This is a genomic window from Pedobacter sp. MR2016-24 (assembly GCF_026239655.1).
Classification (GTDB): Bacteria; Bacteroidota; Bacteroidia; order Sphingobacteriales; family Sphingobacteriaceae; genus Pedobacter.
Genome location: NZ_JAPIVO010000004.1, coordinates 156,948 through 179,948, shown reverse-complemented (window position 1 = coordinate 179,948; position 23,001 = coordinate 156,948). Strand labels below are relative to the sequence as shown.

Here is a 23,001-nt window from a genome sequence, read left to right as displayed (position 1 = left end):
TTATTGATGTATTATTTGCTTTATGAATGGATTATTGATTGGCTTTATTAAAGAAGTAACGAAGTTTGATGTAAAAAGCACGGCTGGGCTTCTGCAGGGAGAAGTTATCGTATAATCGGTTATCGAGTAGATTTTTACACTCCAGTGCGATATTATACTTACCATCTGCCATAGTGTAAGTAGCATTAACTTCATGGTTAAACTGTGTAGGGATGTTCAGTTTACCATCAGCAGCACCCTGACTTGGCCAGGCCAGGTAATATTCTCCCACATACAGCAGGTTGTATCCTAATGAAAGGTTATTGCCTTTTTTCATAAAATCATTGAAGAAATATGAAGCATCGGCATTACCGAACAGAAAAGGCATATTAGGAATTCTGTCTTTATAGAAGTAAGACACATAATTCTGATTGGGTTCATACATGGTATAATTGCGAAGATTCTGATAGGTTAGATTCACCCCTGCTGTAAAACTTCGCTTGTAAGAGTATCTGATCTCGCCGTCTATCCCTGCATTGCGTACACTTCCCTGGTTCACATTTCTCGTCATTGTCTGATTCAGGTTAAGTTCAGGCCTGATAAAATCAACTGCTTGGCGATACAATAGATTCATATCAAATGATAGTGCATGTACTTTGCTGAAGCTCGTCTGATAACTAAAACCAAGATTGATATTATCACTGCTTTCAGGTTTTAACGTCCTGTTTCCTTCGATTGCATCATTTACATTCCCAAATATTTCTTCCGGCGAAGGCAGCCTGTAGCTTTTTTCGTAGGAAGCTTTAACTTGCAGATTACGCATGATGTAATAACTGCTGGCTGCACCATAACCCACTTTTGATCTGCTATCTGTATAATGCTCATAGGCAACGTCGCCATACTCACCGGTAGGATTAAAACTTCTGACATAAGTGGTATTCAGATGGTAATGTTTAACAAATAAAGATGTACTCCATTTTTCGTTATAATCGAACTTATAACCAGCGCCTACTATATTTTTGACAGTCTTTTTAGGCTGCGCATAGGTTACTGAATTCGGCTGCAGTTCGTCGGACTCCTTACGGTCAAATGTATTATAGGTATTGTTCAGCAAAAATGAATGTTTATCATTCAATGCATAACTGGCGTTTGCAGTGGCCAGGCCATTGTTGTTTTTAAACTTAAGAAGGGAGCGGTTACGTTCTCCGCGAGGCCCTGCTAACTGTCTTGGCTGACCAAGCCAGTTATAAATCCTGCTGGCCGTATCGATATTCTGCTCTTCGCCAAAATTAAAGTTCCCTGTTACACTAACATTCAAACCTTTGGTGAATAAATCATTTTTCTGGTATTTGACCGTCGGCATTAATATGTTTCCTGTGCGACGCATCTCGCCGAAAACGCTTACCATTCTTGCTCCAGTCTGTATGTCTGCCTTATTCTGCCCGGCAGTAAGTCCAAACAATAATTTATCTGCCCATTTTTTCCCTGTTACACCAATGTTCAGGATTGCAGTTTCATTATGATATTTATCATGAAATCTCCTCACGCGGGCTTTAGGATAATAAAAACCAGTTGTAAGATCTGCCGTTTCCACATTCACCCAATAATTATTATCTGAGTAATTCTGAAAAGCATTCAACTGTACGGTGAATCCATTTTTCCCTACATAACCCGCATTTAATGTACTGCGGTGTGTATTGAACGAGCCGAATGAATAAGACGCATCGACATACGTTCTGGGGCTGTTATTGGTTACAATATTGATCGCACCACCCAAAGCATCTCCACCAAGCCAGATGGGCACAACACCTTTGTAAACTTCAACGCGTTCGGCCAGGTTAACGGGAATATTATTGATCTGAAAGGAAGAACCAAAATTATCCATTGGTACGCCATCAAGAAAGAATTTCACCTGGTTACCGGTAAATCCGTTCAGAGACAAATCTGCACGGGAACCTACACCACCAGATTCACGTACGCGCACGCCGGAAACCCTGTCCAGCGCATGAGAAAGATCTAATGTAGAGTTATGCAGCTTTTTAGCATCTATAGAGGTTACATTATAGGCTTGTTTGTTGATCTTCTGATTTTCGGTACGCCCCATGACGGTAATGTTTTCGAGTTCGTTTACAGTACTCTCCATTTTAAATGGAATCGAAAGGTCCTTATCTCCTTTAACGTCTACTTGTTTTTTGATAGTAGTATAGCCAACTACTGAAATGATCAGGTTATATTTTCCGGCAGAAACACCTCTGAGCTGGTATTTTCCCTGCTGGTCTGTCACAGCGGATATACGGGTATTTTCCAAACGGACTGAAGCATGTGGAATAACTTCTCCTGATTTTTCTTTGACATCTCCGGATATGGTAACCGTTTGATTTTGCCGGGCAAAAGAGATAATGGATAACAATAAGAACAGACTGCTGAGTAAATATTTTTTGATAGGCATTATACTAATTAGACTAATTATAAATAACTTTGGTGCGAAAGTAGGGTCTATGTGCGGATTAGATTAGGGAAAAAGGGATTATTATTTTGTAAAAACGGATTATTTTGAAAGTCGAATCAAAACTTTTAGGGCACGGGGAATGGCTGGTGAAAAAAGAGGTGGAAGATCAGTATGATCAGCAAAGCCTCATTACTGAAGAATTATTCACGGTCAGGGGCAATTGCCTGGAAATCATTAAAAGCAGGATACTCAGTACCAGTGGTTTCATTTTAATAGATACCCAGTTGTTTTTTACAAAAGCGGAAACGGATGTGTTTGAGATTAAGGGCGACTGTGTAGTGATGAGTTTCATGTATGGCAGCGATGTAGAGCTGAGTGTAGAGTCGATGGATAATCCTGAATTTACAAAGCCCAACAGACATAATATGTGGTATGCCCCAAATTATACCGGTACTTATATTATGCCTGCCTATAAACAGACAAATTACTTATGTGCGGTGATGTCAAAAGATTTTTACCACACCCTCATCAGTATGGGTCCCCTTTTGCACCGCGATTTTTCGACCAATATTGAGAAGGGAATTCCCTCCTACTTATCTGCGAGTTATCTGCCATTAACACCTGATATACAATGGGTGATCCGGGAGATCAGAAACTGTAAACGATCTGGTCTTTTTAAACGGATTTATCTGGAGACCAAAATCAGGGAGCTGCTCCTATTGCAAATCGAAATACTAATGGAGCAGAAGGCAGAACCGGAAATGTTGATGGATAGCCCGGACTTTAACAAATTACAGCAGGCCAGGGAAATCCTGGATAGTAATTTTACGCATGCACCTACTTTACCTGAATTATCGAGAAAGATCTCCCTGAATGAGTTCAAACTCAAAAAAGGATTTAAAGCCTGTTTCGGTGATACGGTAAAGAGTTATATCATTAAACTGCGGATGGAAAGAGCAAAAGAATTGTTCAGGTCACACACAATCCCTGTAAGTGAAGTCGCTTACGAATGCGGCTACAAAGATGTTTCGCATTTTTCTGCTGCTTTTAAGCGTTTTTACGGTCTGTCTCCTCAGAAATTCAAGATGCAGGGAAATATGGTACTTGGCCTGTTCTATTCTTTACTACTGATTTGATTTTTACGGTGAAGCAATTTTCATTTTGGTAACCACAATTCGATTTTATGGGATTAATTTAGCTCATACTATCTTTTATTATAAACTATATTCATTTTGAATTCAAAGAAACATTAATTACTTTTGAAAAAGAGTTGTATTCACTAATAAGAGAAAAAAATATGACAATGGAAGAACAAGTTTTCGAAAATAAGATAAACAGGTGGAAAGAAGAATGGTGCCAGGAGGCTATACATGAGGGGCACCTACAGGGCATACTGGAAGGAAAACGCGAAGGAAAAATGGAGCAGGCACAACTATCAGTTAGTAATCTGATTAAAAATTCAAATTTTTCTGACAGAGACATTGCGAAGCTGAATGGAGTGCCTTTAGCGTTTGTTAAAAGTATAAGAGCAGGATTTAAATCGCCCGGATTGTAGATTTGAATAGCTTTTATAGGACTAACACAGGAAAACGTCTGGAACTGAGTTTAAAAACATTAACTGTATAGTTCCTGCATTTCAGCCTGGAAATAACTGCTGCGCCTGGTAGTGCCGGTATCTTTTTTGGTAACCTTCTGATCTGTATTCCTCAAAGTCTTTTGTTGATATACTTCAAAGTGTTTTTTCAGTTCATTCTTCTTTTTCCATTTCAGGAAATCGAAACTATATTCCCGGCATTCATGCACGATTGCTTTGAGCTTAGCAGCAGGGATTTTTTTGACGATACTTTCAGGGTGAACACTGCAGCGGTACAAAACCTCATTTTTGATGATGTTCCCTACTCCGCTGAAAATATGCTGATCAAGCAAAACATCGCAAATCTTTTTATCTCCCAGATCTTTCAACTTCACTAAGGCTTTTTTTACATCCCATTCATCACTCATTACATCAGCGCTGAAATCATATAGTTCGTCGGGCGACTGATCCAAACGCTCTACGGTGCAAACATAAAAATAGACACTGTCGTCGTTAAAATGTAGCGCAAGCTTTGGATTCACCTTTTTGGGTTCATGGAACTGGTAACTGCCAAAGAGCCCAAAGTGAATCCGTATGGTGAAATCGCTGAAGCAAATAAAAAAATGCTTGCCCCAGGATTTGAAATCAATAATCTTTTTATGCTCCAATGCCTCCATATCAATTTCAGCATAGCCGGAAGCTTCAGCAACTATCTTATGTTTTAAATAAGAGATCTTTTCCTTTAAAATAACAATAGAGGGTCCTTCGGGCATAATCCTTTTATGAATGCTGAGTGGTTATAAGCTGCAAAACACTTAAAATGTTTGACTTGATTGTTTTTTACCCAACCCGATGCTAATTCATTTTGATAACCACCATTCGATTTTATGGTATTAATTTGACTCATGATAGTAAAAAGCTAACTCTACTTTACATGATGTAGAACTTCTCCCTGTACTCACTCGGCGTCATGCCGACAGCCTTTCTAAACACTTTTCTAAAAGCCTTGGGATCATTGTATCCAGACTTAAAAATTACCTCTGCCATCTGCTCACTTGTTTGCTCAAGCATTTTCTTGGCCGCAGCAATGCGCGTCTGCTGTAGATATTCTATAGGGGTAATTCCGGTTACCATTTTAAACCTCCGCAGAATATTCCTTCTGCTCGCAGGAATATCTTTGATCATCTCTTCAATAGTGCCGGTATTGTGGTAAGCGGTTTCTATCTTACGCTGCGCCATCGCCACCAGATCGTCATTGTGTTTCTGAGAAATCTGGAAGGTGCTGAAATAAGATTGATTATGCCTGTCCATATCTATCGCAAAAACTTTTGCCACTCTTACTGTTACCTCCCTGCCACAGTGCAGCTGGATGAGATGCAACATCAGGTGGAAACTGGAAGTAGCTCCTCCGCTGGTATACAAGCGGCCATCCTGGGTTACGGTTTTTTCAGATTGCAGGTTTACGTCGGGGAAAGCCGCAGCAAAAGCCGGACAAGCATCAACATGCGTAGTGGCTAACTTACCTGCAAGCAAGCCTGTCGCTGCCAGTAGAAAAGCACCGGTGCAGAAACTGGCCAGCTCTGCACTGGCGGCAAACTGCTGACTGAGCCATTTTATAGCGCGACCATTATCTTTTAAAGCTTCACTGATATCTTCACCCACAAATGAAGGAATGAGTATCAGATCCTGAACGGACTCATCTGTGATGGGGATGAGCTGATGGTTGTTGAATACGGTATCGCGTGTATAGCGGTTTTCTCCCTCGTCATAAAAAAGACTAATCGAAAAAGGCGCAGATTCACCGTCTGCTGCATAAAATTTGTTTACCGTTTCAAAAACGTCAAGTATAGCGGCAACACTTAATAGCCTGTAATGATTGCTTAACAGGAGTCCTAGTTTTATCATATTTGGTTAGAATAAATACTAATATAAGTCTTTTGAACAAATTGCGTTAATTCGAATTTACTACATTTGCGCAAAAAATAGATAATTTATGATAGCTCACCACGTTTTATTCTGGCTGAAAGCCGATACTACAGCAGATCAGCAAATTGCCTTCAGAAAAGGTCTTGAATCTCTGGAAAAAGTAGAATCTGTTAAAAATATCCATGTTGGTACACCTGCGGCTATTGAACGCTCGGTAGTAGACACAACTTATAGCTTCTCTCTGGTTGTATTTTTCGAAGACCTTGCAGGTCACGATGTTTACCAGACACATGCCGTACATCTTGCATTTTTAGATGAATTCCGCAGCTTGTTTGAAAAAGTGATCATCTACGACGCCGACTAAATAGTAAAATGCTGATATACCAAAATATCAGCATTTTTTTTAATGTTTCAGGGTATAGGAAAGCTGGAATGCCAACTAAAAACGATTATCAGGATCCTCCTGCAATACGGATAGGATATTATCTGAAGGATCTTTAAACCATGCAATTTCTGGTCCGCCACCATGAAATACACCCTCATCATCTGTTTCAAAGCCCTCTTCTTTATAGATAATAAACTGTAAACCTTTATTCCTGAGCTCCTGCATGGCTGCTTTCAAATCTTTCACAGGAAAATTCAGCACGGTATATGTTGCTGGCACATGGTTTTCCTTCCCATAAACGAGGACACTGCCCCCGCCAGCAAGGTTCAAAACCAATTGCCCCATTGTTGTTTCAGCGACTGCCAGCCCTAAAGTCTGACTATAAAACTCTTTTGCCAAGGCTATGTCATTCACTGAAAAACCACTGAACGCTTTAACTTCTTTAAACATAATGTAATGATTTATGGTAAATTGAACTCAAGATGGAGCGCGTTTTAACAAACATAAGTTTAAGGATCGAAATACACGGGGGCCGGAGAGGTCAATTTTAGGGGCCGAACACGACAACACCTCACATTCATCAGCAGCTGTACCACAGCCGTTATCCCCAAATGGCTTCTAATGTAAAGGCCCCTTGCTCACCTCTTTCCCTGCTTTATACACGGCCTGTATTTTACGGGTATTCCTGATATCATTTAGAGGATTGTCACTCAGAATAATAAAATCAGCAATTTTTCCTTTTTCGAGCGTGCCGTATTTCTGATCAGTTTTAAGCAGCTGTGCCCCGTTTTTAGTCGCGATCCCGATAGCCTGCAACGGCGTTAAACCTGCCTGCACCATCAATTCCATTTCCAGATGTTCAGAGAAACCCTGGGCACGTAATGGCATAGCACCAGAGTCTGTTCCCATAGAAACAAAAACGCCAGCATCATATAACTTCTTCAAATTCTTTAATGCCGTCTGGAAAGCAGCAACATTTTTCGCATAAGCAGGCGAGTTTTTCAGCTCGTTCTGATATTTTGCTGAGCTGATCATTTCATAAACACCAGGTTCAAGTGATTTTTTGAAAAAATCATCGTCCATCCATTCCGGTTTACGGGCATAGATATAGGCAAACTCATCCAATGATAGCGTAGGGATATAAGTTACCTTCTTAGCTTTCATCTGCACAATCAGCTGATCATCAATCACACTGTCGCGAATGCTATGCCCAATAACATCTACACCATCCGCTACCAGCCGGCGTGCATCTGACAGGTAATAAGCATGTGCGACTACGCGTAAATCATGCTGGTGTGCAGCTGTGATGATACTTTTATAAATCGCCGGATCCATCTTTTTGAACTTTCCTCCAAAATCATCAACCCACATCTTTACAAAGGTTGGTTTTAGCAGCGCGAGACTGTCAATTTGTGCCTTCGCCTGCGCGGTGGTGGTTGGACGGTATACATTGTCCATCGCCATAGGCAGCGGAGGAGCTCCCTGTGGTACACCAAATCCGTATCCTGCAGAATATAACCTTGCCCCCGGTAATAAACCCTTCATTGAAGAATCACGTAAGCCACTGCTAAAGAGTATTGGCCGGTCGGTACCCATAGCTACCACTGTTCCAACGCCATAATTCTGGTATTGCTTTAACTGGCGCAGTATATTTTCACGTGTATAATTAGCCGGGATAGTCGTTGTGCCTTTCAGCGTTCCCACATGTACATGCGTACTGATGAGGGCAGGCATAATCGTTCTGCCACTCAGGTTAATCACCGTTAAACCTGTCGTATCCAGATTTTTGCCTGTTGAAGCGATCGTATCTGCTTGTATCAGCAGATCTGTATGCTCCAGCGGTGTTCCACTGTTACCGTCTATAAGTGTAACATCTTTAAATAAAATACCTTTGCCGGTCATTCCGGCCTGATTTCCGCAGGAAGCGAAGAACAATACGGTGATACCGAGTGTAAAAAGTGCAGTAAATTTATTGCTCATTATCGTCTTTATATCATGAACGTACAGACCTGTTTTTTTGTTTCAGCAAGGATAAAAAGAAGAAACAGGTTAAATGGGAAGAGCCCGCCGGAATACCGGGCTCCCGCACAAAAAAATGATTTTATAATCTGTCCAAATTTTGGGGTCACATCAACCAGATTCACCCTCAGCTAAAAATTAGAATAATTTGGACATGTTGAGCATTATATTCCTGGGTTCTCCGGGAAAGATGCGCGTATAATTATATCCTGCAATCCAGTATTTCTGATTGAGGAGATTATTGACGTTCACTGATAACCTGATTTGATTAAAGGTATAATACGCAGCCATGTCCACAGTCGCAAATGAAGGCAGCTGCAAGGTAGTCAGCTCTGTGTTTCTGCGGGAATTATAATTTAATCCACCGCCAATGCCCAGGCCGGAAAACATACCATTAAGCAAACTGTATTTTGCCCAGATATTGGCCAGGTGTTTAGGTGCATTGGCTTTCTGCATACCAATTTCTGCGGCCAGCCCTTCTTTAACAATTGCCCGGTTATAGGCATAATTCATATTGACTGATAAATTAGGGAGGATATTACCAATTGCCTCCACTTCAAAACCTCTGGATTGCTCCTCTCCTCTTTGTCTTAACAAGTCTGTGTTGACCGGATCATTCGCATTTACAAGTACATTTTTTTGCTGAATCTGATAAACCGAGAGATTCAGTGCTAAGCGATCGCTGAAGAAACTACCCTTAGCACCACCCTCTATCATATTACTTTTTGAAGGATCGAATGGTCCCCCATTATTAGGATTGCTGAAAGTAGAGGGACTCTGGGGCTGATATCCTTCGGTATAAGTTCCGTAAAGATCGATTTGCGGGTTCAGCGCATAGAGCAGTCCTGCTCTTGGAATGAATGCATGCTGAACGACTTTACTTTCTGCAGCCTGCCCGTGGTTAGTGTAATCCGTATAATATTCCTGCCTGAATCCCAGCAACAGTTGCCACTTGCCAATAGTAACCTGATCCTGCAGGTAAGCAGCATTGATCATATATTTACTGGGACTGTAAATGGTGGGTGTGAAGAGGTAACCAGCAGTGCTTCTGATTGGATAGGTTACATTTTCAATATCGAAAAAGGGTACGTTGGGCACCGGATTTCCTTTGGTATCCAGTAGATAATCTGCACTTTTCAATGGGTTATAACTGGCAATTATACCGGTATTTGCTGCATTGCGGTAACCACGTGCCACATTCTGACTGCCACCTTCGGGCCGCGTTTGCTGGATGTTGTCATATCCCAGCAGGATAGTATGTTTTACAGGTCCATGTTCCACCTTCCAGCGGAAAAATAGATTGATGTTATCAGAAGATAGTTTCTGAAGCCGGTCAAATACCTGCATTGCCACTTTACCGGGAAGTTCATTTCCTGCCCCATCTACGCCATAACCATTGCTGGTACGGTGTTCCAGCAATTTTTCATCCCAGCTAAATTTCATATAAGAAATATTCGCAGAGAAATTGTCAGTAAAAGCATGCGTCATGTTTGCACTGAGCTGCAAATTCTTCACCTTGTAGAAATCGTTCGGCGCCCCAATAGCCAGGCTGATTGGCGTAGCAAAGATATCATTGCTGGAACTTGCACCGTAGATCGGCTGACCGCGGTCGATCCTGCTATTGCTGCTGTTGTAAACAAGATCTACATTGATGGAAGTATTTTTAGAAGGAAAGAAACTGAAAGAAGGTGCAACCATATAATTTTCACTAAACTGTAAAGCACGGAAGCTATCGGCATTACTATAAGCTGTATTTATCCTGAAAAGCAGGGTACTGTCTGCAATCGGACCGGTTATATCCGCTGATGCCCTGATGGTATTAAAACTGCCACTGGTAAAACTCATTCCATAACGTTTTTCCTGCAAAGGTTTTTTAGTGACAAAATTGATCGTTCCACCCGGCATGGCATTTCCGAAAAGGGCCGATGCCGGACCTTTGATGACTTCTATCCGCTCCAGGTTTGCTGTGACCGGCTGATCAAAATAACCGAATGCTGCTCTTAGTCCGTTGATGAGTCGCGGTTGATTTTCTCCTGTCCGGAATCCGCGGATAACGATATCATTATAGTTGGAGTACCTGTTTACGCCGCTCATCATTTTAGTAGCATCCCAGGCACGCTCAATTTGCCTGTCGGCGATCAGTTCCTTAGTCACGATGCTCACTGCCTGAGGGATATCCTTCAGGTAAGTTGCGGTTTTGGTAGCGCCAAAAGTATAATCACTTTTATAAGAAGTGCTTTTACGCCCGGTAATCTCCACCTGCTGCAGATTTTCATCAGCGGCTAACAACTGAAAGTTGCTCTTTTGGTTTTGTCCGGCAACAATGGTAAGCGTCTGCACCTGACGTTCATAGCCGGTACCTGACAAGAGGATTTTCAATTTACCCGGTTGCAGATTGACGAGCTTGAATTCTCCGGATAAATCGGTTGACAGTTGCGCATTTTCTCCCACGATGCTGATGTTAATGCCCGCCAGCGGTTTACCCTGCTGGTCGCTTACTTTGCCAGAGAAGGTAGCGGAGGATTGTCCATAGAGATCGGCACTGGTCAATAACGTCCAGATGCTGAAAATGACAGCGATGTAAAAACTATTTTTTTGAAGCGTTTTCATGTATGTTTAGTAAATCTTTTTTTTAGCAGATTGATAAATAATTAAGGCGGCGCTGAGTACGATGATATTGCTGATCAGTAAAACCAGCAATCCGGAATTTATCCGCTGCCAGTCGGGTTTTGCCGTAAAAGAATGCTGAGGTTCCTGATCGAAATCAGCGTGGGTGAAAGGTTTGTCCCCGTACAAAAAAGGATAATAAAAATCCTTCAGCCTGTCATGATAGGCCTTTGTACTGTCGACGAATGCCAGTTGCTGTTTGAGATCTGTACCTGCCATAGCTGTCAGGATTTGCTGCAATACCGCAGGTGCACTCCCGATACTTAATGATGTGCTGAAGTCCTGTCGTTCTACCATTTTACGCATATAGTCCTGGTAAAGCTGTTCTACCGACTGGTCTCCCAGTTCCTGAAAAGCGAAATACCATTTCCATTTGAATTTCCCTTCTACTGAAGTAGTTTGGCTGAACTGTGGATAACGTATAAAAAAGCGTTTCATCGTTTCTGCCTTTGGTCTGTCCCATCCGGCATGAACTTCATCACGTTGTTTCAAACTCAGCTGTAACCCTTCTGCTACAGGCTTTTTCACTTCTGCAAATACATTAATCAGCACAGGAAAAACAATGGTAAGTAACAGCCAGATGCCCAATAAGGTAATAGCGTTAAAGGACGAGCTTTTGTGGAGTACGGCAATACAGCAAACTATCCCCAGCCAGAAAATGCTGTACAAAATGACCGATAGCAGCCATAACAAAACACGCAGATCTGGCTCTGCATGGCTCCATACTATTCCAATCAGGGAAAGAATGAGTATTAAGCCAAGGATTAGCGTGAAACGAAACAGCAGTTTTGCCAGTAAAATCCTGGATAATGGTAAAGGTTGTGCCAGCAGTAGTCGTAAAGTGCCTTTTTCCTTCTCCGCGGATAATATATTGAAACTGATCGCAATGATAAACAAGGGCAGGAGAAAGACGAAAACAAAAGACAGGTCAAAACTTCCCGCTGCCAGTTTATTTGGATTTGTATTTTCCGAATTGTACAATTGTGCCTGCACGGCAAGCAGCCTGATCTTAAGATAAGGTGCGTTCACATCCCGCTGCCCGATCGCAAGCGCTGCCCAGCTGCCGGGGTTATTTTTCGAGAATGCAGAATGGTAATAACCTATATCGCCTGCATCTGCGCGGCCAGGATATTTGGTCTTCATTTCTGCAATGTTTTCGCTATACAAGCCATTAAGGTTTTCGATTTTCTGCCGCTGCGTATCTATCGCTGCCGTACCTGAGAAAATCCCATAAAAACCGCAGGCCAGCATCAGCAAGGTAAATAAGAGCAGGCTTTTTTCAGCACTGAAGTGGAGCCATTCGTAGTAAAAAAGAATTCGTATCTGCTTCATCTGTTAAACGTTTTTAAGGTTGCCAATCAGGAAAATAGAAAGGAAATAAATCAGGATTGTCCAGCACAGTAATGCTGTCACCGCTATTACCTGGTTGTTCAAGGCCCATGATATTCCGGGCATCTCATAAGTGAAGTCAGGATACTTTTTCCAGACCTCCCTACTCAACCTTGTTTCTTTATCCTTATAATGCATTTTTGTAGCCTGCTGCCCATTTAAAAACTGTGCAAGTGCATACCTGTATTTTTCTGCGGCGTTCAGGAAATCTACATAATGTGCGAAGTCGGATCCTGCCATCCCCATCGACAAATTTCTTACAGCCAGGTAAGGATCAATAAATCCTGCCCAAACAGCGATCTGATCTTGTTTATGATAGGTGGCAACGAGCGCCTCAAAATGTTGCTGATACACTTTACTGCTGAAGGCTTCACCTTCAGCCATCACCAGTCCGTCTGCATTTACGGGAAGCTGACTGAGTGAATCCACTTTATATTTGAGCAGCAATGCCTTTTTAAAATCCGCCGTTCGCTTATCAAGCGGATCATGCCCGTTCATTCCCTCTTTTGCTTCATGATGTACTTCAGCATCCATCTCTGCCTTTGAAGGTGTGGCATACAAAGAACTGCCTAAATTAGCCGCAGCTTTTGGCAATAACACACAGGTAAAAATCCAGATGCCCAGCAAGGTGATTAAAGCGGTACGGGAGTGTTTGCTTAGTGCAGAGATCAGTACCGATCCCGTGATAAAGATGAAGAAATACAAAATATAGGAAATGATAAAAACAGTGATGCGAAGGATCAGATCCGTATTCCAGCTAAAATTGTTCAGCTTGAAAAGAAATACAGCCGCAAGGGTAATGGATGGAACAACAATCAGTGCCAGCACTTTGCTGTAACCCGCTATTTTCGCCGTTGCGACCTGCCTTAAAGATACTCCCTGACTTAACAATACTTTAAGCATATCCTCTTCTTTTTCCTGGGTAAACGCGTTGAAACATAGAAAAATGATCAGTATAGGTATCAACCATTGCATCACAAAGGCTACTGTCATTTCTCCGAAACGCGTGAGGGAACCCGACTGTTGCGCCTGACTGAAATTAGCACTGTTTTGCTGGTGCGCTTCCATATAAACCATCGATCCGGTGAAAGAATCCAATCCAAAATCCAGGAAACTTAATACCGGTTTGGGTCTGAATGCATAAGAGCCATAATGCGCTACCCTATGCGGATGCCTGTCTGGTTGCTCATGAAAACTTTCATTGGCCGATTCCTGTGCGGCTTTTTGCTGTCCTTCTATCAATTGATAACTGCTGAAACCTGTTAGTGCGGCAGTGAGTAATAATAACAGAATAATACTTCCCAGCAGCAGAAACCGCCGGTCCCGCAATGCGGTAGTAAATTCTTTTTGCGCTATTGTTCTGATCATTTTAATTCTTCATATAGTCTAAATACAATTGCTCAATTTCTCCCGCATTTAGCCGGGATCCATCCAGCATATCGATCAGCTTTCCGTTTTTCATTATCCCTATTCTGGAGCTGACTTCCCTTGCACGGAAAATATCATGTGTAGCCATAAATACTGCCGTACCTTGTCCGCTCAGCTGAATAAGCAGCTCCGAAAATTCGTTACTTGCCTTCGGGTCAAGCCCGGAAGTCGGCTCATCCAGCAATAAGATCTTCGCATTTTTAGCTACTGCCGCTGCGATGCCTACCTTTTGGCGCATCCCTTTGGAATAAGCGCCTACCCTTTTAATGATCGCATCAGTTTGTAGTCCCGCCCGCTCTAGGTAATTCACCAGTTCGGCTTTACTGTAGTTAAAACCCGCCAGTGCAGTCAGCAATGCCAGGTTTTCTATACCTGTCAGGTTCTGGTATAACATCACCTGTTCAGGAATATAAGCCAGGTGTTTTTTAATCCCTACCGGATCTTTTGCTACATCCGTCCCATTGATACAGGCGGTACCAGATGTGGGCTGTATAAAACCAAGAAAGAGGTTGATCGTTGTAGATTTACCCGCACCATTTGGTCCGAGAAGACTAAATATTTCTCCTTTGCGCAATTCAAGATTAAGGGACTGAAGCGCATGTTTATCCCCATAGTTTTTACTCAGCTCTGCAGCTGCTAATACGATATCCATAAATAAAATAAATTGGTAATTTGGCCTTTGCTGTTAAAGCAAAAGCGACATGTCTGTACAGGGTCAGCCTAAGCGGCCGGACCTAATGCAATAAAAGACAGAGAAGAGGGCGGACCTTTATTGGTCCATAAATTGACTGCAGTATCAAATAACTGCTGTGCCGTATCCGGCTGAACAGGCATCAATACAGCTGCCGGAATATAGCTGTAAGCCATTTCGCCCATATCAAAATAGTGCAGTTGCAGGTGGCTGAGGTCCTTACATAATTTACATGCCGATACCAGTTTGATCCCCTGTTTAGAAGTATTGAGTTTTTTGATTGCGGATACCTGCGCATGTTCCTGTTCGTCCACATGGTGATGCAGCACTTCCGCAAATTGCGTTACCGAAAAGATCAGCAGCAGGATGCAGGCGATTAAACAGGAAGCTTGACGTTTGATTACAATCATATTAAATTCCGCCACAAAGTTGCTTTTATTTTCTGTGTAATCCTATTTTATCTTAAAAAAAGAGCGCATATCTCTGAAATCAGATTATATTATTATTAATTTGCATTCATATCAACTATGACTGCTAAACTAAATACCTTAAAGCTGATTCTTTTTATTTTTACTATTGCGCTAAGCCTGAACAGAGCTCAAGCTCAGGCAAAAAATGCGCTTGGATTTGGTCCCGCAGTAAATGTTAGCGGTGAAGGCATGGGTATCGGCGCAAGACTGCAGGGAGAGATAAAAATCAATAGAAAGATAGCCATTGTACCGGCAATCGGATTGGAAGTTCCTTATTTTGCTTATGCTGGAATTTCGGGCAAATACTACTTTCAGCCCCGCTTTTACGGGATGCTTGGTATACTGGCCAATATAGCCTCTCTTGATACAGGCGATCAGGGCATTGGCGGCAGCGCGGCCCTTGGTTACGAACTTGTCTCTTCGAGGAAACATATACTTGACCTCAACCTTCATGGTGACACATTTACCACTGAAGGTGAAGCTGCCGGAGTTGCTGGCCTGAGGCTTACTTATAATTTCTCCTTTTCGGGAAAATAAGCAAGTGCTTGCAGAATGCGTTCAGTTAAGTTACTGACTCAGTATTGCTTCCGCAGCAAGTCTCCCGCTTCTCATCGCTGCATTGATTGAACCGTTTAATAAATGATCTCCGCAGATGAACACGTTATCTCTTAATTTTAAGGCCGCAGCAGCGATATCATTTTCAACATGTTCATCCTTTGGCAAAGCGTAAGGGATATAATATGTCTTCAAATGTTTCCAGGAGATACAGTCAGGAAACCATTGCTGTAATTCCGCCATTACCTTGCTGATCAGTTCAGCACTGCGGAGTCCGTTCACATCACGTATGATGGAAACCGAAATCAATGCTTTGTCTTCCGGAGCATAATAGGGAGAAATCTGGTTCATCACGGCAACATTATTAACCAGTTGGTTCGGAATGGCATTCAGCGCAATAAAAGGTTTGGTAAATGGTGCTTTATCAGCAGTGAAATAGATATTGGTCACTGAATTTTTAGGCGCAGCCGGGCGATGAAAAGGCATTGGCATATGGGTAGCCTCCGTAGCAATCAGCACCTGGTCGGCCTCATAAGCTCTTCCTGAATTTGTGATTACATTCGTCCCGTCTATATGCACTACCTTTTCATTGAGTATGATTTCATCATCCTCCAATACCTGCGCTAACTGTTTTGGAATCATCCCCATTCCTCTGGCGGGTACAGCGGTATCATCTTCACTGAATAATTTAAATACATATTCGAACATACGGCTCGAAGTATGCAATTGATTCTCCAGGAAGATGCCACTCATGAAAGGCTTAAAAAACTGGTCGATGATCTTCTGGCTGAAACCCAGGTGATGCAGATACGCAATGGTAGTCGTTTCTGATTTATTGAAAATCTTATCAATGCTGGTGGCCGACAATTTTAATTTGAGCGACATCATCCGCATTTTATCAGCGAAGGTACCGGCAGGTGAAGTAATGGTTTTAAATAACAGGGAAGGATTTCTTAAAGGGTCACCAATTTCGCTACAGCCCTTTTCATTTAAGATCATGGCGCCCGGCAAAAAAGACCTGAGATTGAGCGATTTGTAATCCAGGAAGCGTTTTGTTTCAGGATAGGCCGTCAACAGGACCTGAAAGCCACGGTCGAGCAGATATCCATCAATTTCGTCGGTCCTTACCCTTCCTCCTATCCCGTCCGATGCCTCAATGAGTTTTACCTTTCTTCCGGCTGATTTCAATACCCTTGCAGCAGTTAACCCGGAAAGTCCGGCACCTATAATGATAATTTCTTTGTCGCGTTCAAACATTTGGTTGATACTATATTTAGTAAACCTATAACGTGGAATTATGTTTTGAGATTGTCATCATCCATCCGGATATTTTTGCCGGCGTTAATATGATCAGTTAAGCGTGTTCAAAAGCAGGCTCAAGCGCTTCGCTGATGTGCTTCTTCCAGAGTGTCTCATCGAAATTTCTGGCGGACTTCCCATATCCGTTTTTTTCGAGTGCGGCGATATTCCATTCCTGCTCAAAATGGCTGGACAGGCATAACATGAAAACCTTATTTGATATACCTGAATAAATTGTTCCGTTGCCACCGTGGCAAATCATCAGGTCAGCTTTTTGCAGTACCGCTGATAGATTAACAAATCGTTTAGGTATGATATGCGGTGCAAAAAGCACATGAGCATTATCCCCGGCGGTGATGATGATATACTTTGAATAATAAGGTGAGTTCAGGAAAGATAAATGCGTCCATTCTCCGGAACTCCCCATCGTTACCACGATTACCGGACGTTCTTTATTCAACTGACTCAGCCATTCTTCTTCTTCCTGCTGGTAGTTGTAGATAAGCGGTCCTGTAAAGGTATAATTAACCGGCAACTGCTTTTGCGGGAAAAGATCCGGCAGATCACAAATCAGGTTCTGGTCCCCTTCCATTTCTGAGAGATAATCCAGAATAGGTTGCAGCTGATATTTTGCCCTGATTCTTGCAAAAGGCTCATGCATTTTAATGAAGGTTCTCTTTTCTGCAAAATCCGTCAGCAGATCGGAAATTGATTCGGGGAGGATGCTGAACAGCTTGGATGCTTTATGTGTACTCGGAATCTTTCGGGTCGAGGCATAATGCCGGGTCATATAACCATTCATCAGTGAGAGATAGGTGACTTTACAGTATTCTGCCGACATCCTTAATGTTGGCGCCATATCTCCGATCACGATATCGGCCCTGAATGATTGAATGGCCGACACCTGATCCAGCATGACCTCTTCCAGGTCCTCATAATTTAACCAGGAGAAATCAAAATTCCCTGCACATTTCATGACATAAGCGGAGTCAAACTGTTTACATGAAAATGTTTGATAGCCATGCTGATGTACATATTGACTATACCGCTCAGAAGTCAGGAATATAATTCGGTGCGTGGTTTTGTCGTAGGTATCTGCCAATACCAGGCATCTCAGGTAATGGGAAAGAAGATCAAATGGAAATATCAGTATAGTGGTCATTATTCTTCTGTTTTTGCTGGCTCTTTAAATATTCCTTTATAAGCTAATTCTATGATGCATCCCCGGTACGATATCTTTTGCGGATTTTCTTTTGATGGTCCGGAGGTAACTGCAGAACTATCAACTGCCAGGTAAATCTTCGCCCCGTCAGTACTAACAGCAATATCCCTGTAACGCACATTTCCTTTGATATACGTATAAATATTGCTGACCGCTTTTTTTCCGCTCGTATCCAGCTTAATTCTAAGCAGCGCTCCTCCTTTCAGTGTAGGAATCAGTAAAGAATTTTTCCATCCGGGAATAGCGGTTGAGGTATATACGGCTATTGCCGATGGTGCGTAGGAGTGCCACTCCTGGTTCTTCTTGTCGGGTTTGATGACAGACTGAAAAAGTCGTTCCAGTATAATTTTCGCAGTGGGATCAAGGCTCACCATAGGATTACGGTATTTTTCTCCCATTGCTTTAGCATTTTGTTGCTCACTATCAATCAATGGATAGGTAGTATGCCACCGTCCGGGCAGTGCTTTGTTTGCTGACACTGAAGCCGCAAGACCATCATAGTTACCATCGTCATAACCTATTACTAAAGGATGACCATAGTTATGACCTTTCTCAATCAGATTAATCTCATCATCAGAATAGGGGCCATGTTCTGTAGAATAGAGCCTTTGCTGACCACTAATGACAGCGGCAGCCAGTCCTTGTGGATTTCTGTGGCCGACAGACCAAACTGCATTCTGCCGCTGAGCATTAAAGGGATTATCATTTGGTATCCATTTATCATACATCGTTGGGTCAGCGTCAGGTTCCACATTAAATCGCAGGATCTTCCCCTCATAACTATAGACATCCTGTGCTTTATTGGTTCGGCCACCATTCGCAAACTGCCCGGCTCCCATATCTCCCGCACTATAGAATAAATAATCTTTATCCCCATGTGGCGCAATCATTAGTCGCCCTCCATTATGGTCGCTACTCCCCGGTATACTGTCGCACATAACTACCGGACTAAGCAATTTCGCCGCCAGCTGGTCATAAGTATATCTGACTAGTCTGATTTGAAAATGATATCCTTTGGCATCCGGCAAACCACCGTCATTATTACTTACTGCACCATCAAAATGATAAACATAAGCGAGGAATACATAAGGCTTTCCGGTGAGCAGTGCAGGATGAACTGCCATGCCCATTAAGCCGCCCTGCGGCCATGGTTTAGCGTGATCCACACTGTCAGGAATCTGATCATATCGCGGAAAGTTTTTCATCGCATTGAGATCCAGCAACACTTGTTTTTTGCCGGAAGCAGGATCTATCCGGAGCACTTTATACCCTTTTGCTTCCGTGGCCCAAATATGATGATCCGGTGCAATTGCGATCGACCAGGGATCACTGAGTTTATCTGTGACGATACGCACATTAAAATCCACATCTTTTTCCGTTATAGCGACTTGTGCATTAGTCAGTCCCGAAATAATCAATAATAAGAGTGTGAGTCTCTTTTTCATCAATGAAATTATTAATCCGCTGAACTTTTTTCCTCCGCTGAATCATTCTCTGCCGGAGTATCGTTTGCTGCTGAATGATCATCCAGCGCTCCCGCATCTGCAAAATCAGCATCACTCCCTTTTAATTGTTCTGCGGGATCTGATTGCTGATCATCCTGACCAGTTGCTGCATAATCTGCATCACTCCCTTTCAATTCTTCGTGATATTTTTTAGAGCTGGTATTTTCTGCAGGCAGTTTATTTTCGTTTTCCATCATCTTGTTGTTTAGGTAGATTTTTAAGCTATAACTGTCTGACAGGGGAATTGTTTATAAAACATGTAAAGTTGGCCGCTCAAAAAAATAGGTTATACGATAAGTGATCATTTATATCGATACGCCTGTCTTCTCAATCAATTAGAAGTAATATTAAATTATCTTACTAAAATGCAACTACAAAAAAAGAACTGCAAAATTTCGCTTAATAATCGAGCGTAAACGAAAAAAACTCGCTGATCAGAATATTGTCTGTTTAAACATTTTATTTCATATATAAATATATATTTAAATAAAATACAAAATTATTTAATGAAAATGCTAAATTGCAACTATAGATAATGCTCTCTCAAACTCTCGCTCTCAATAACGATCTGGCCGTCCAGTCGAATTATCAGCTTAAAATCAGGTAGAGTATTGTCATAAAAATCAATAATTAATTATATGACAATCAAAAAAAAATCATTATTAAGATAACAGCGAATGGATAGGAGTTGTAGTTAACAAAAAATAATTCCCTCAGTGTTGGAATTACTATATTCTAATTGACATTAGATATACATCTGTTTTTATTAAATATGCATTGTGACAATCAGCACTAATGGACATTTATTACGTTCATTAGTGCTTTTGTAAATTGTAATTTAAAAAAACACACCTGAAATCATTCATATCATTTTGTCTGCCATGATTAAAGACGCTGGTTCTCATTGCTTAAGCCAGAATGATGTTCCTTCTTTGGATTTGTATTTTTATGATCAAAGCGATATACGAAATTGAGTTTTACCTGTCTGAACTCTCCTCTGAATGTACTTCTCTGATAAAAGCCATTATAATTGATATCCATATTCCATTGCTGACCATTATAGATATCTGTAACTGCCAGGCGCAGACTTCCTTTATCTTTCAGGATATTTTTTTGCAGTCCCACATCTACCTGCGAATTTGCCTCCATAATACCGTTTGGACCAAAAAGGCTTTTTGAGTTAAAAATACTGGCTATTTCAGCACTGACCTTCAAGGGCAGCTTAAAACTCTGCTGTGCGTTGATTGTTCCCGAAACACGTTTGAGATCGTATGAACCAAACTGATTTGTGTTGATCTTATTATGCAACTGCGATACCAAACCGAAGAGGCTGACTTCCCACCATCGGTTGATAGTCAACTGCCTGGATAAACTGAAACTCAGGTTACGCTGGGTTCCAAGATTACGCGGTATCATGATGATCTGATTACCATCCCTGACCTCTGTAATCTGCTGGCGCAGGTCATCCACATAGGTATAGGATAAATTTCCGGTTGTTTTTTTATAGCTGTACTGCAGAGACAGGCTATGCGAATATTGAGGCTGTAAAAAAGGATTTCCCTTCCAGTATGACAACTCATCCAGCATGGTCTCAAAAGGATTAAGATCCTTGTAGGCCGGCCGGTCAATCCTTTTAGCATAAGTAAGGTTAAATGTGCCGCTTTGAGCAGATTTGTAGGTTAGCGCTGCCGAAGGAAAGAAATCCAGGTAATTGCGGACAATATTACTTGGGGACTGACTGCTCCCGGTGACAGGGATCAGGTTTCCGGCAGCATGGGTATTTTCTGTACGCAGACCAACATCATAACTCAATTTTTTGGTGATTGCGCCCTCATACTTCAAATATCCCGCAGCAATCTGCTCCTTATATTTAAAAAAATTAGAGCTGTTAATATCCAGCAGGTCGGTATTAAGAACCTGGTAGAAATTGAAATCATTATCCGCAGAAACCGCCGAAAACTTTGCCCCTGCATAAATTTTGCCCTTCCACAGGTTTGTCTGATAATTCGCACTGATTGCATACAGATTTATATTTCTGCCATTCAGGGTCCGGTAGGTACTTTGCGACGTGAGTGCACCATCTGGGCCATAATAAATATTTGGCTGCAGATTTTTTGAGCCCGCATCAAAGTAACCGTAGTCGGCATCAAAACTAAAAATCCTGCCCAGCGTATCCTTATACTTGTAATTGAAATTTGCATTATAGCGATTACTGTTTTGCTGGTAATAATCATTTGTGCCTTTCAGCGTCTGCAGTAAATTCCCTGAAGCATCGTCAGTAATAGATGTAGTCGTATTGGTGAGTCCCCCGCCATAGATAAAACCTCCATTGAAAACCATCCCGAGACTCTGCCGATCATCAAGATCGTAATCTGCGCCAAAAGTTGAACCCATAGTCTTACGCTTGTCCACATCGTCAGTCGGGCTGATATAGGTCTTACCATCCTGTTTTCTATCGTTATTATACTGATAACCAAAATGTCCGAATGCGTGGTTATAACTTCCGAAAACATTTAGTTTATCCTTTCTGTAATTAAAATTAAGGTCAGTATTCTGTTTTAAAGTAACACCATAAGCCACACCGTTATTGATAGCCCCGCTGAAACCGGTAAGTGCAGATTTTTGCAATACAATATTAATGATCCCGCCCGTTCCCGAGGCATCATATTCCGAGGAAGGATTTTTAATGATTTCTATGGATTTAAGTCCGGATGAAGGGATGGACTTCAGGAATTCTACCAGTTCCTGCGACTGTAAATAGGTCTGTTTTCCGTTAATCAACACCAGCGCACCATTCATTCCATTTAACGTTAGGGTATTTTCTCTGCCAACCATCATCACTCCCGGTGTTTTCCTCAATACTTCCAGTGCATTCGTCCCCTGTGCGTTGATACTTTTCGCTACATTATAGATCAGCTTCCTGCCATCTGCCTGGATCAGGTCTTTTGCCTTCTCTCCTTTTATGGCTACTTCCGCCAGTTTATGACCAAGATTGTGTAGTATTATTTGCTGTAAATGCTCATCCCTGGTCAGATTTAAAAGTTCACTTTTATACTGTGTATAACCGATGTAACTGACCAGCAGATGATATTTGCCAGGATTTGCCGGTAGATCAAAACTACCGTCCGATGCGGACATCCCCTGCTGGATTACCTGATCTGCTGCATCCAGCAAAAATACTGAAGCACCATCAATAGCTTTATTTTCTGCATCGTAAACAATTCCTTTAAGATGAATAGATCCAACCTGCCCGGATAAAGTGCCGGAAAACAACAGGAGCATAAAGAAAACAGAGAACAATCTTCTATAACGAATCAATAACATGTACCGGGTTTAAATTTTAAATGCAAGATAGCTTATTTTTTCTTTCTGAAAAACGTCATATTAACGATTCAGTGTTATGTCAAAATCGGCGGGTATCAACAGCAATAAGCATTTAAATAA

Annotated in this window: 19 protein-coding genes; 4 read left to right on the top strand and 15 right to left on the bottom strand. The window is 41.8% G+C overall.

From position 1 onward, the window contains the following. Nucleotides 1-31 precede the first annotated feature (31 nt). Nucleotides 32-2,428: a TonB-dependent receptor gene (locus OQX62_RS11960; RefSeq protein WP_265831769.1), complete on the bottom strand. Its 2,397-nt coding sequence runs from the start codon at nucleotides 2,426-2,428 to the stop codon at nucleotides 32-34. Nucleotides 2,429-2,532: 104 nt separating this feature from the next. Here OQX62_RS11960 and OQX62_RS11955 point away from each other — a divergent pair, with 104 nt between their 5' ends. Next, nucleotides 2,533-3,564, top strand: a complete 1,032-nt coding sequence (locus tag OQX62_RS11955) for a helix-turn-helix domain-containing protein (protein ID WP_265831768.1) — start codon at nucleotides 2,533-2,535, stop codon at nucleotides 3,562-3,564. A 167-nt stretch (nucleotides 3,565-3,731) separates the two neighbouring features. Then, nucleotides 3,732-3,983, top strand: coding sequence for a hypothetical protein (locus OQX62_RS11950; RefSeq protein ID WP_265831767.1), 252 nt, complete (start codon nucleotides 3,732-3,734; stop codon nucleotides 3,981-3,983). A 59-nt stretch (nucleotides 3,984-4,042) separates the two neighbouring features. Here the strand turns inward: OQX62_RS11950 and OQX62_RS11945 are convergent, their stop codons facing one another. Further along, nucleotides 4,043-4,774, bottom strand: coding sequence for a DNA-formamidopyrimidine glycosylase family protein (locus OQX62_RS11945; RefSeq protein WP_265831766.1), 732 nt, complete (start codon nucleotides 4,772-4,774; stop codon nucleotides 4,043-4,045). Between the two features lie 157 nt (nucleotides 4,775-4,931). Then, a complete protein-coding gene (locus tag OQX62_RS11940; RefSeq protein WP_265831765.1) occupies nucleotides 4,932-5,906 on the bottom strand; it encodes a GlxA family transcriptional regulator in 975 nt (324 codons plus the stop codon). 88 nt (nucleotides 5,907-5,994) lie between these two features. Between OQX62_RS11940 and OQX62_RS11935 the strand changes: the two genes are divergently transcribed. Further along, nucleotides 5,995-6,291: a Dabb family protein gene (locus OQX62_RS11935; RefSeq protein ID WP_265831764.1), complete on the top strand. Its 297-nt coding sequence runs from the start codon at nucleotides 5,995-5,997 to the stop codon at nucleotides 6,289-6,291. A gap of 75 nt (nucleotides 6,292-6,366) precedes the next feature. On the opposite strand, the gene OQX62_RS11930 is transcribed toward OQX62_RS11935, so the two are convergent. The 7 genes from OQX62_RS11930 to OQX62_RS11900 form a co-directional block, all read right to left on the bottom strand. After that, nucleotides 6,367-6,762 carry a VOC family protein gene (locus OQX62_RS11930; protein ID WP_265831763.1) on the bottom strand — a complete coding sequence of 132 codons (396 nt, stop codon included), beginning with the start codon at nucleotides 6,760-6,762 and terminating at the stop codon, nucleotides 6,367-6,369. 168 nt (nucleotides 6,763-6,930) lie between these two features. Then, nucleotides 6,931-8,292 (bottom strand): amidohydrolase family protein, encoded by a 1,362-nt coding sequence (locus OQX62_RS11925; RefSeq protein ID WP_265831762.1) that lies wholly within the window; start codon nucleotides 8,290-8,292, stop codon nucleotides 6,931-6,933. Between the two features lie 177 nt (nucleotides 8,293-8,469). Continuing rightward, a complete protein-coding gene (locus OQX62_RS11920) occupies nucleotides 8,470-10,941 on the bottom strand; it encodes a TonB-dependent receptor (RefSeq protein WP_265831761.1) in 2,472 nt (823 codons plus the stop codon). Between the two features lie 6 nt (nucleotides 10,942-10,947). Next, the gene (locus OQX62_RS11915; protein WP_265831760.1) at nucleotides 10,948-12,330 is read right to left on the bottom strand and encodes an ABC transporter permease; all 1,383 of its coding nucleotides are present in this window, start codon (nucleotides 12,328-12,330) and stop codon (nucleotides 10,948-10,950) included. Between the two features lie 3 nt (nucleotides 12,331-12,333). After that, on the bottom strand, nucleotides 12,334-13,755 hold the full coding sequence (locus tag OQX62_RS11910; RefSeq protein ID WP_265831759.1) for an ABC transporter permease: 1,422 nt from the start codon (nucleotides 13,753-13,755) through the stop codon (nucleotides 12,334-12,336). Between the two features lies 1 nt (nucleotide 13,756). Next, nucleotides 13,757-14,467 (bottom strand): ABC transporter ATP-binding protein, encoded by a 711-nt coding sequence (locus OQX62_RS11905; protein WP_265831758.1) that lies wholly within the window; start codon nucleotides 14,465-14,467, stop codon nucleotides 13,757-13,759. A gap of 68 nt (nucleotides 14,468-14,535) precedes the next feature. After that, nucleotides 14,536-14,916, bottom strand: coding sequence for a hypothetical protein (locus OQX62_RS11900; protein WP_265831757.1), 381 nt, complete (start codon nucleotides 14,914-14,916; stop codon nucleotides 14,536-14,538). Nucleotides 14,917-15,033: 117 nt separating this feature from the next. On the opposite strand from OQX62_RS11900, the gene OQX62_RS11895 reads away from it, so the two are divergent. After that, the gene (locus OQX62_RS11895) at nucleotides 15,034-15,513 is read left to right on the top strand and encodes a hypothetical protein (protein ID WP_265831756.1); all 480 of its coding nucleotides are present in this window, start codon (nucleotides 15,034-15,036) and stop codon (nucleotides 15,511-15,513) included. A gap of 30 nt (nucleotides 15,514-15,543) precedes the next feature. Here the strand turns inward: OQX62_RS11895 and OQX62_RS11890 are convergent, their stop codons facing one another. From OQX62_RS11890 to OQX62_RS11870, 5 genes are all read right to left on the bottom strand, one after another. Next, entirely contained in the window at nucleotides 15,544-16,788 is a 1,245-nt protein-coding gene (locus tag OQX62_RS11890) for an NAD(P)/FAD-dependent oxidoreductase (RefSeq protein ID WP_265831755.1), read from the bottom strand. A 97-nt stretch (nucleotides 16,789-16,885) separates the two neighbouring features. Further along, nucleotides 16,886-17,992 (bottom strand): glycosyltransferase, encoded by a 1,107-nt coding sequence (locus OQX62_RS11885; RefSeq protein WP_265831754.1) that lies wholly within the window; start codon nucleotides 17,990-17,992, stop codon nucleotides 16,886-16,888. After that, a complete protein-coding gene (locus OQX62_RS11880) occupies nucleotides 17,992-19,497 on the bottom strand; it encodes a PQQ-dependent sugar dehydrogenase (RefSeq protein ID WP_265831753.1) in 1,506 nt (501 codons plus the stop codon). Before OQX62_RS11880 ends, OQX62_RS11885 begins: the two co-directional genes overlap by 1 nt. A gap of 11 nt (nucleotides 19,498-19,508) precedes the next feature. Further along, nucleotides 19,509-19,754: a hypothetical protein gene (locus OQX62_RS11875; protein ID WP_265831752.1), complete on the bottom strand. Its 246-nt coding sequence runs from the start codon at nucleotides 19,752-19,754 to the stop codon at nucleotides 19,509-19,511. 688 nt (nucleotides 19,755-20,442) lie between these two features. Then, entirely contained in the window at nucleotides 20,443-22,881 is a 2,439-nt protein-coding gene (locus OQX62_RS11870; protein ID WP_265831751.1) for a TonB-dependent receptor domain-containing protein, read from the bottom strand. Nucleotides 22,882-23,001: the final 120 nt, after the last annotated feature.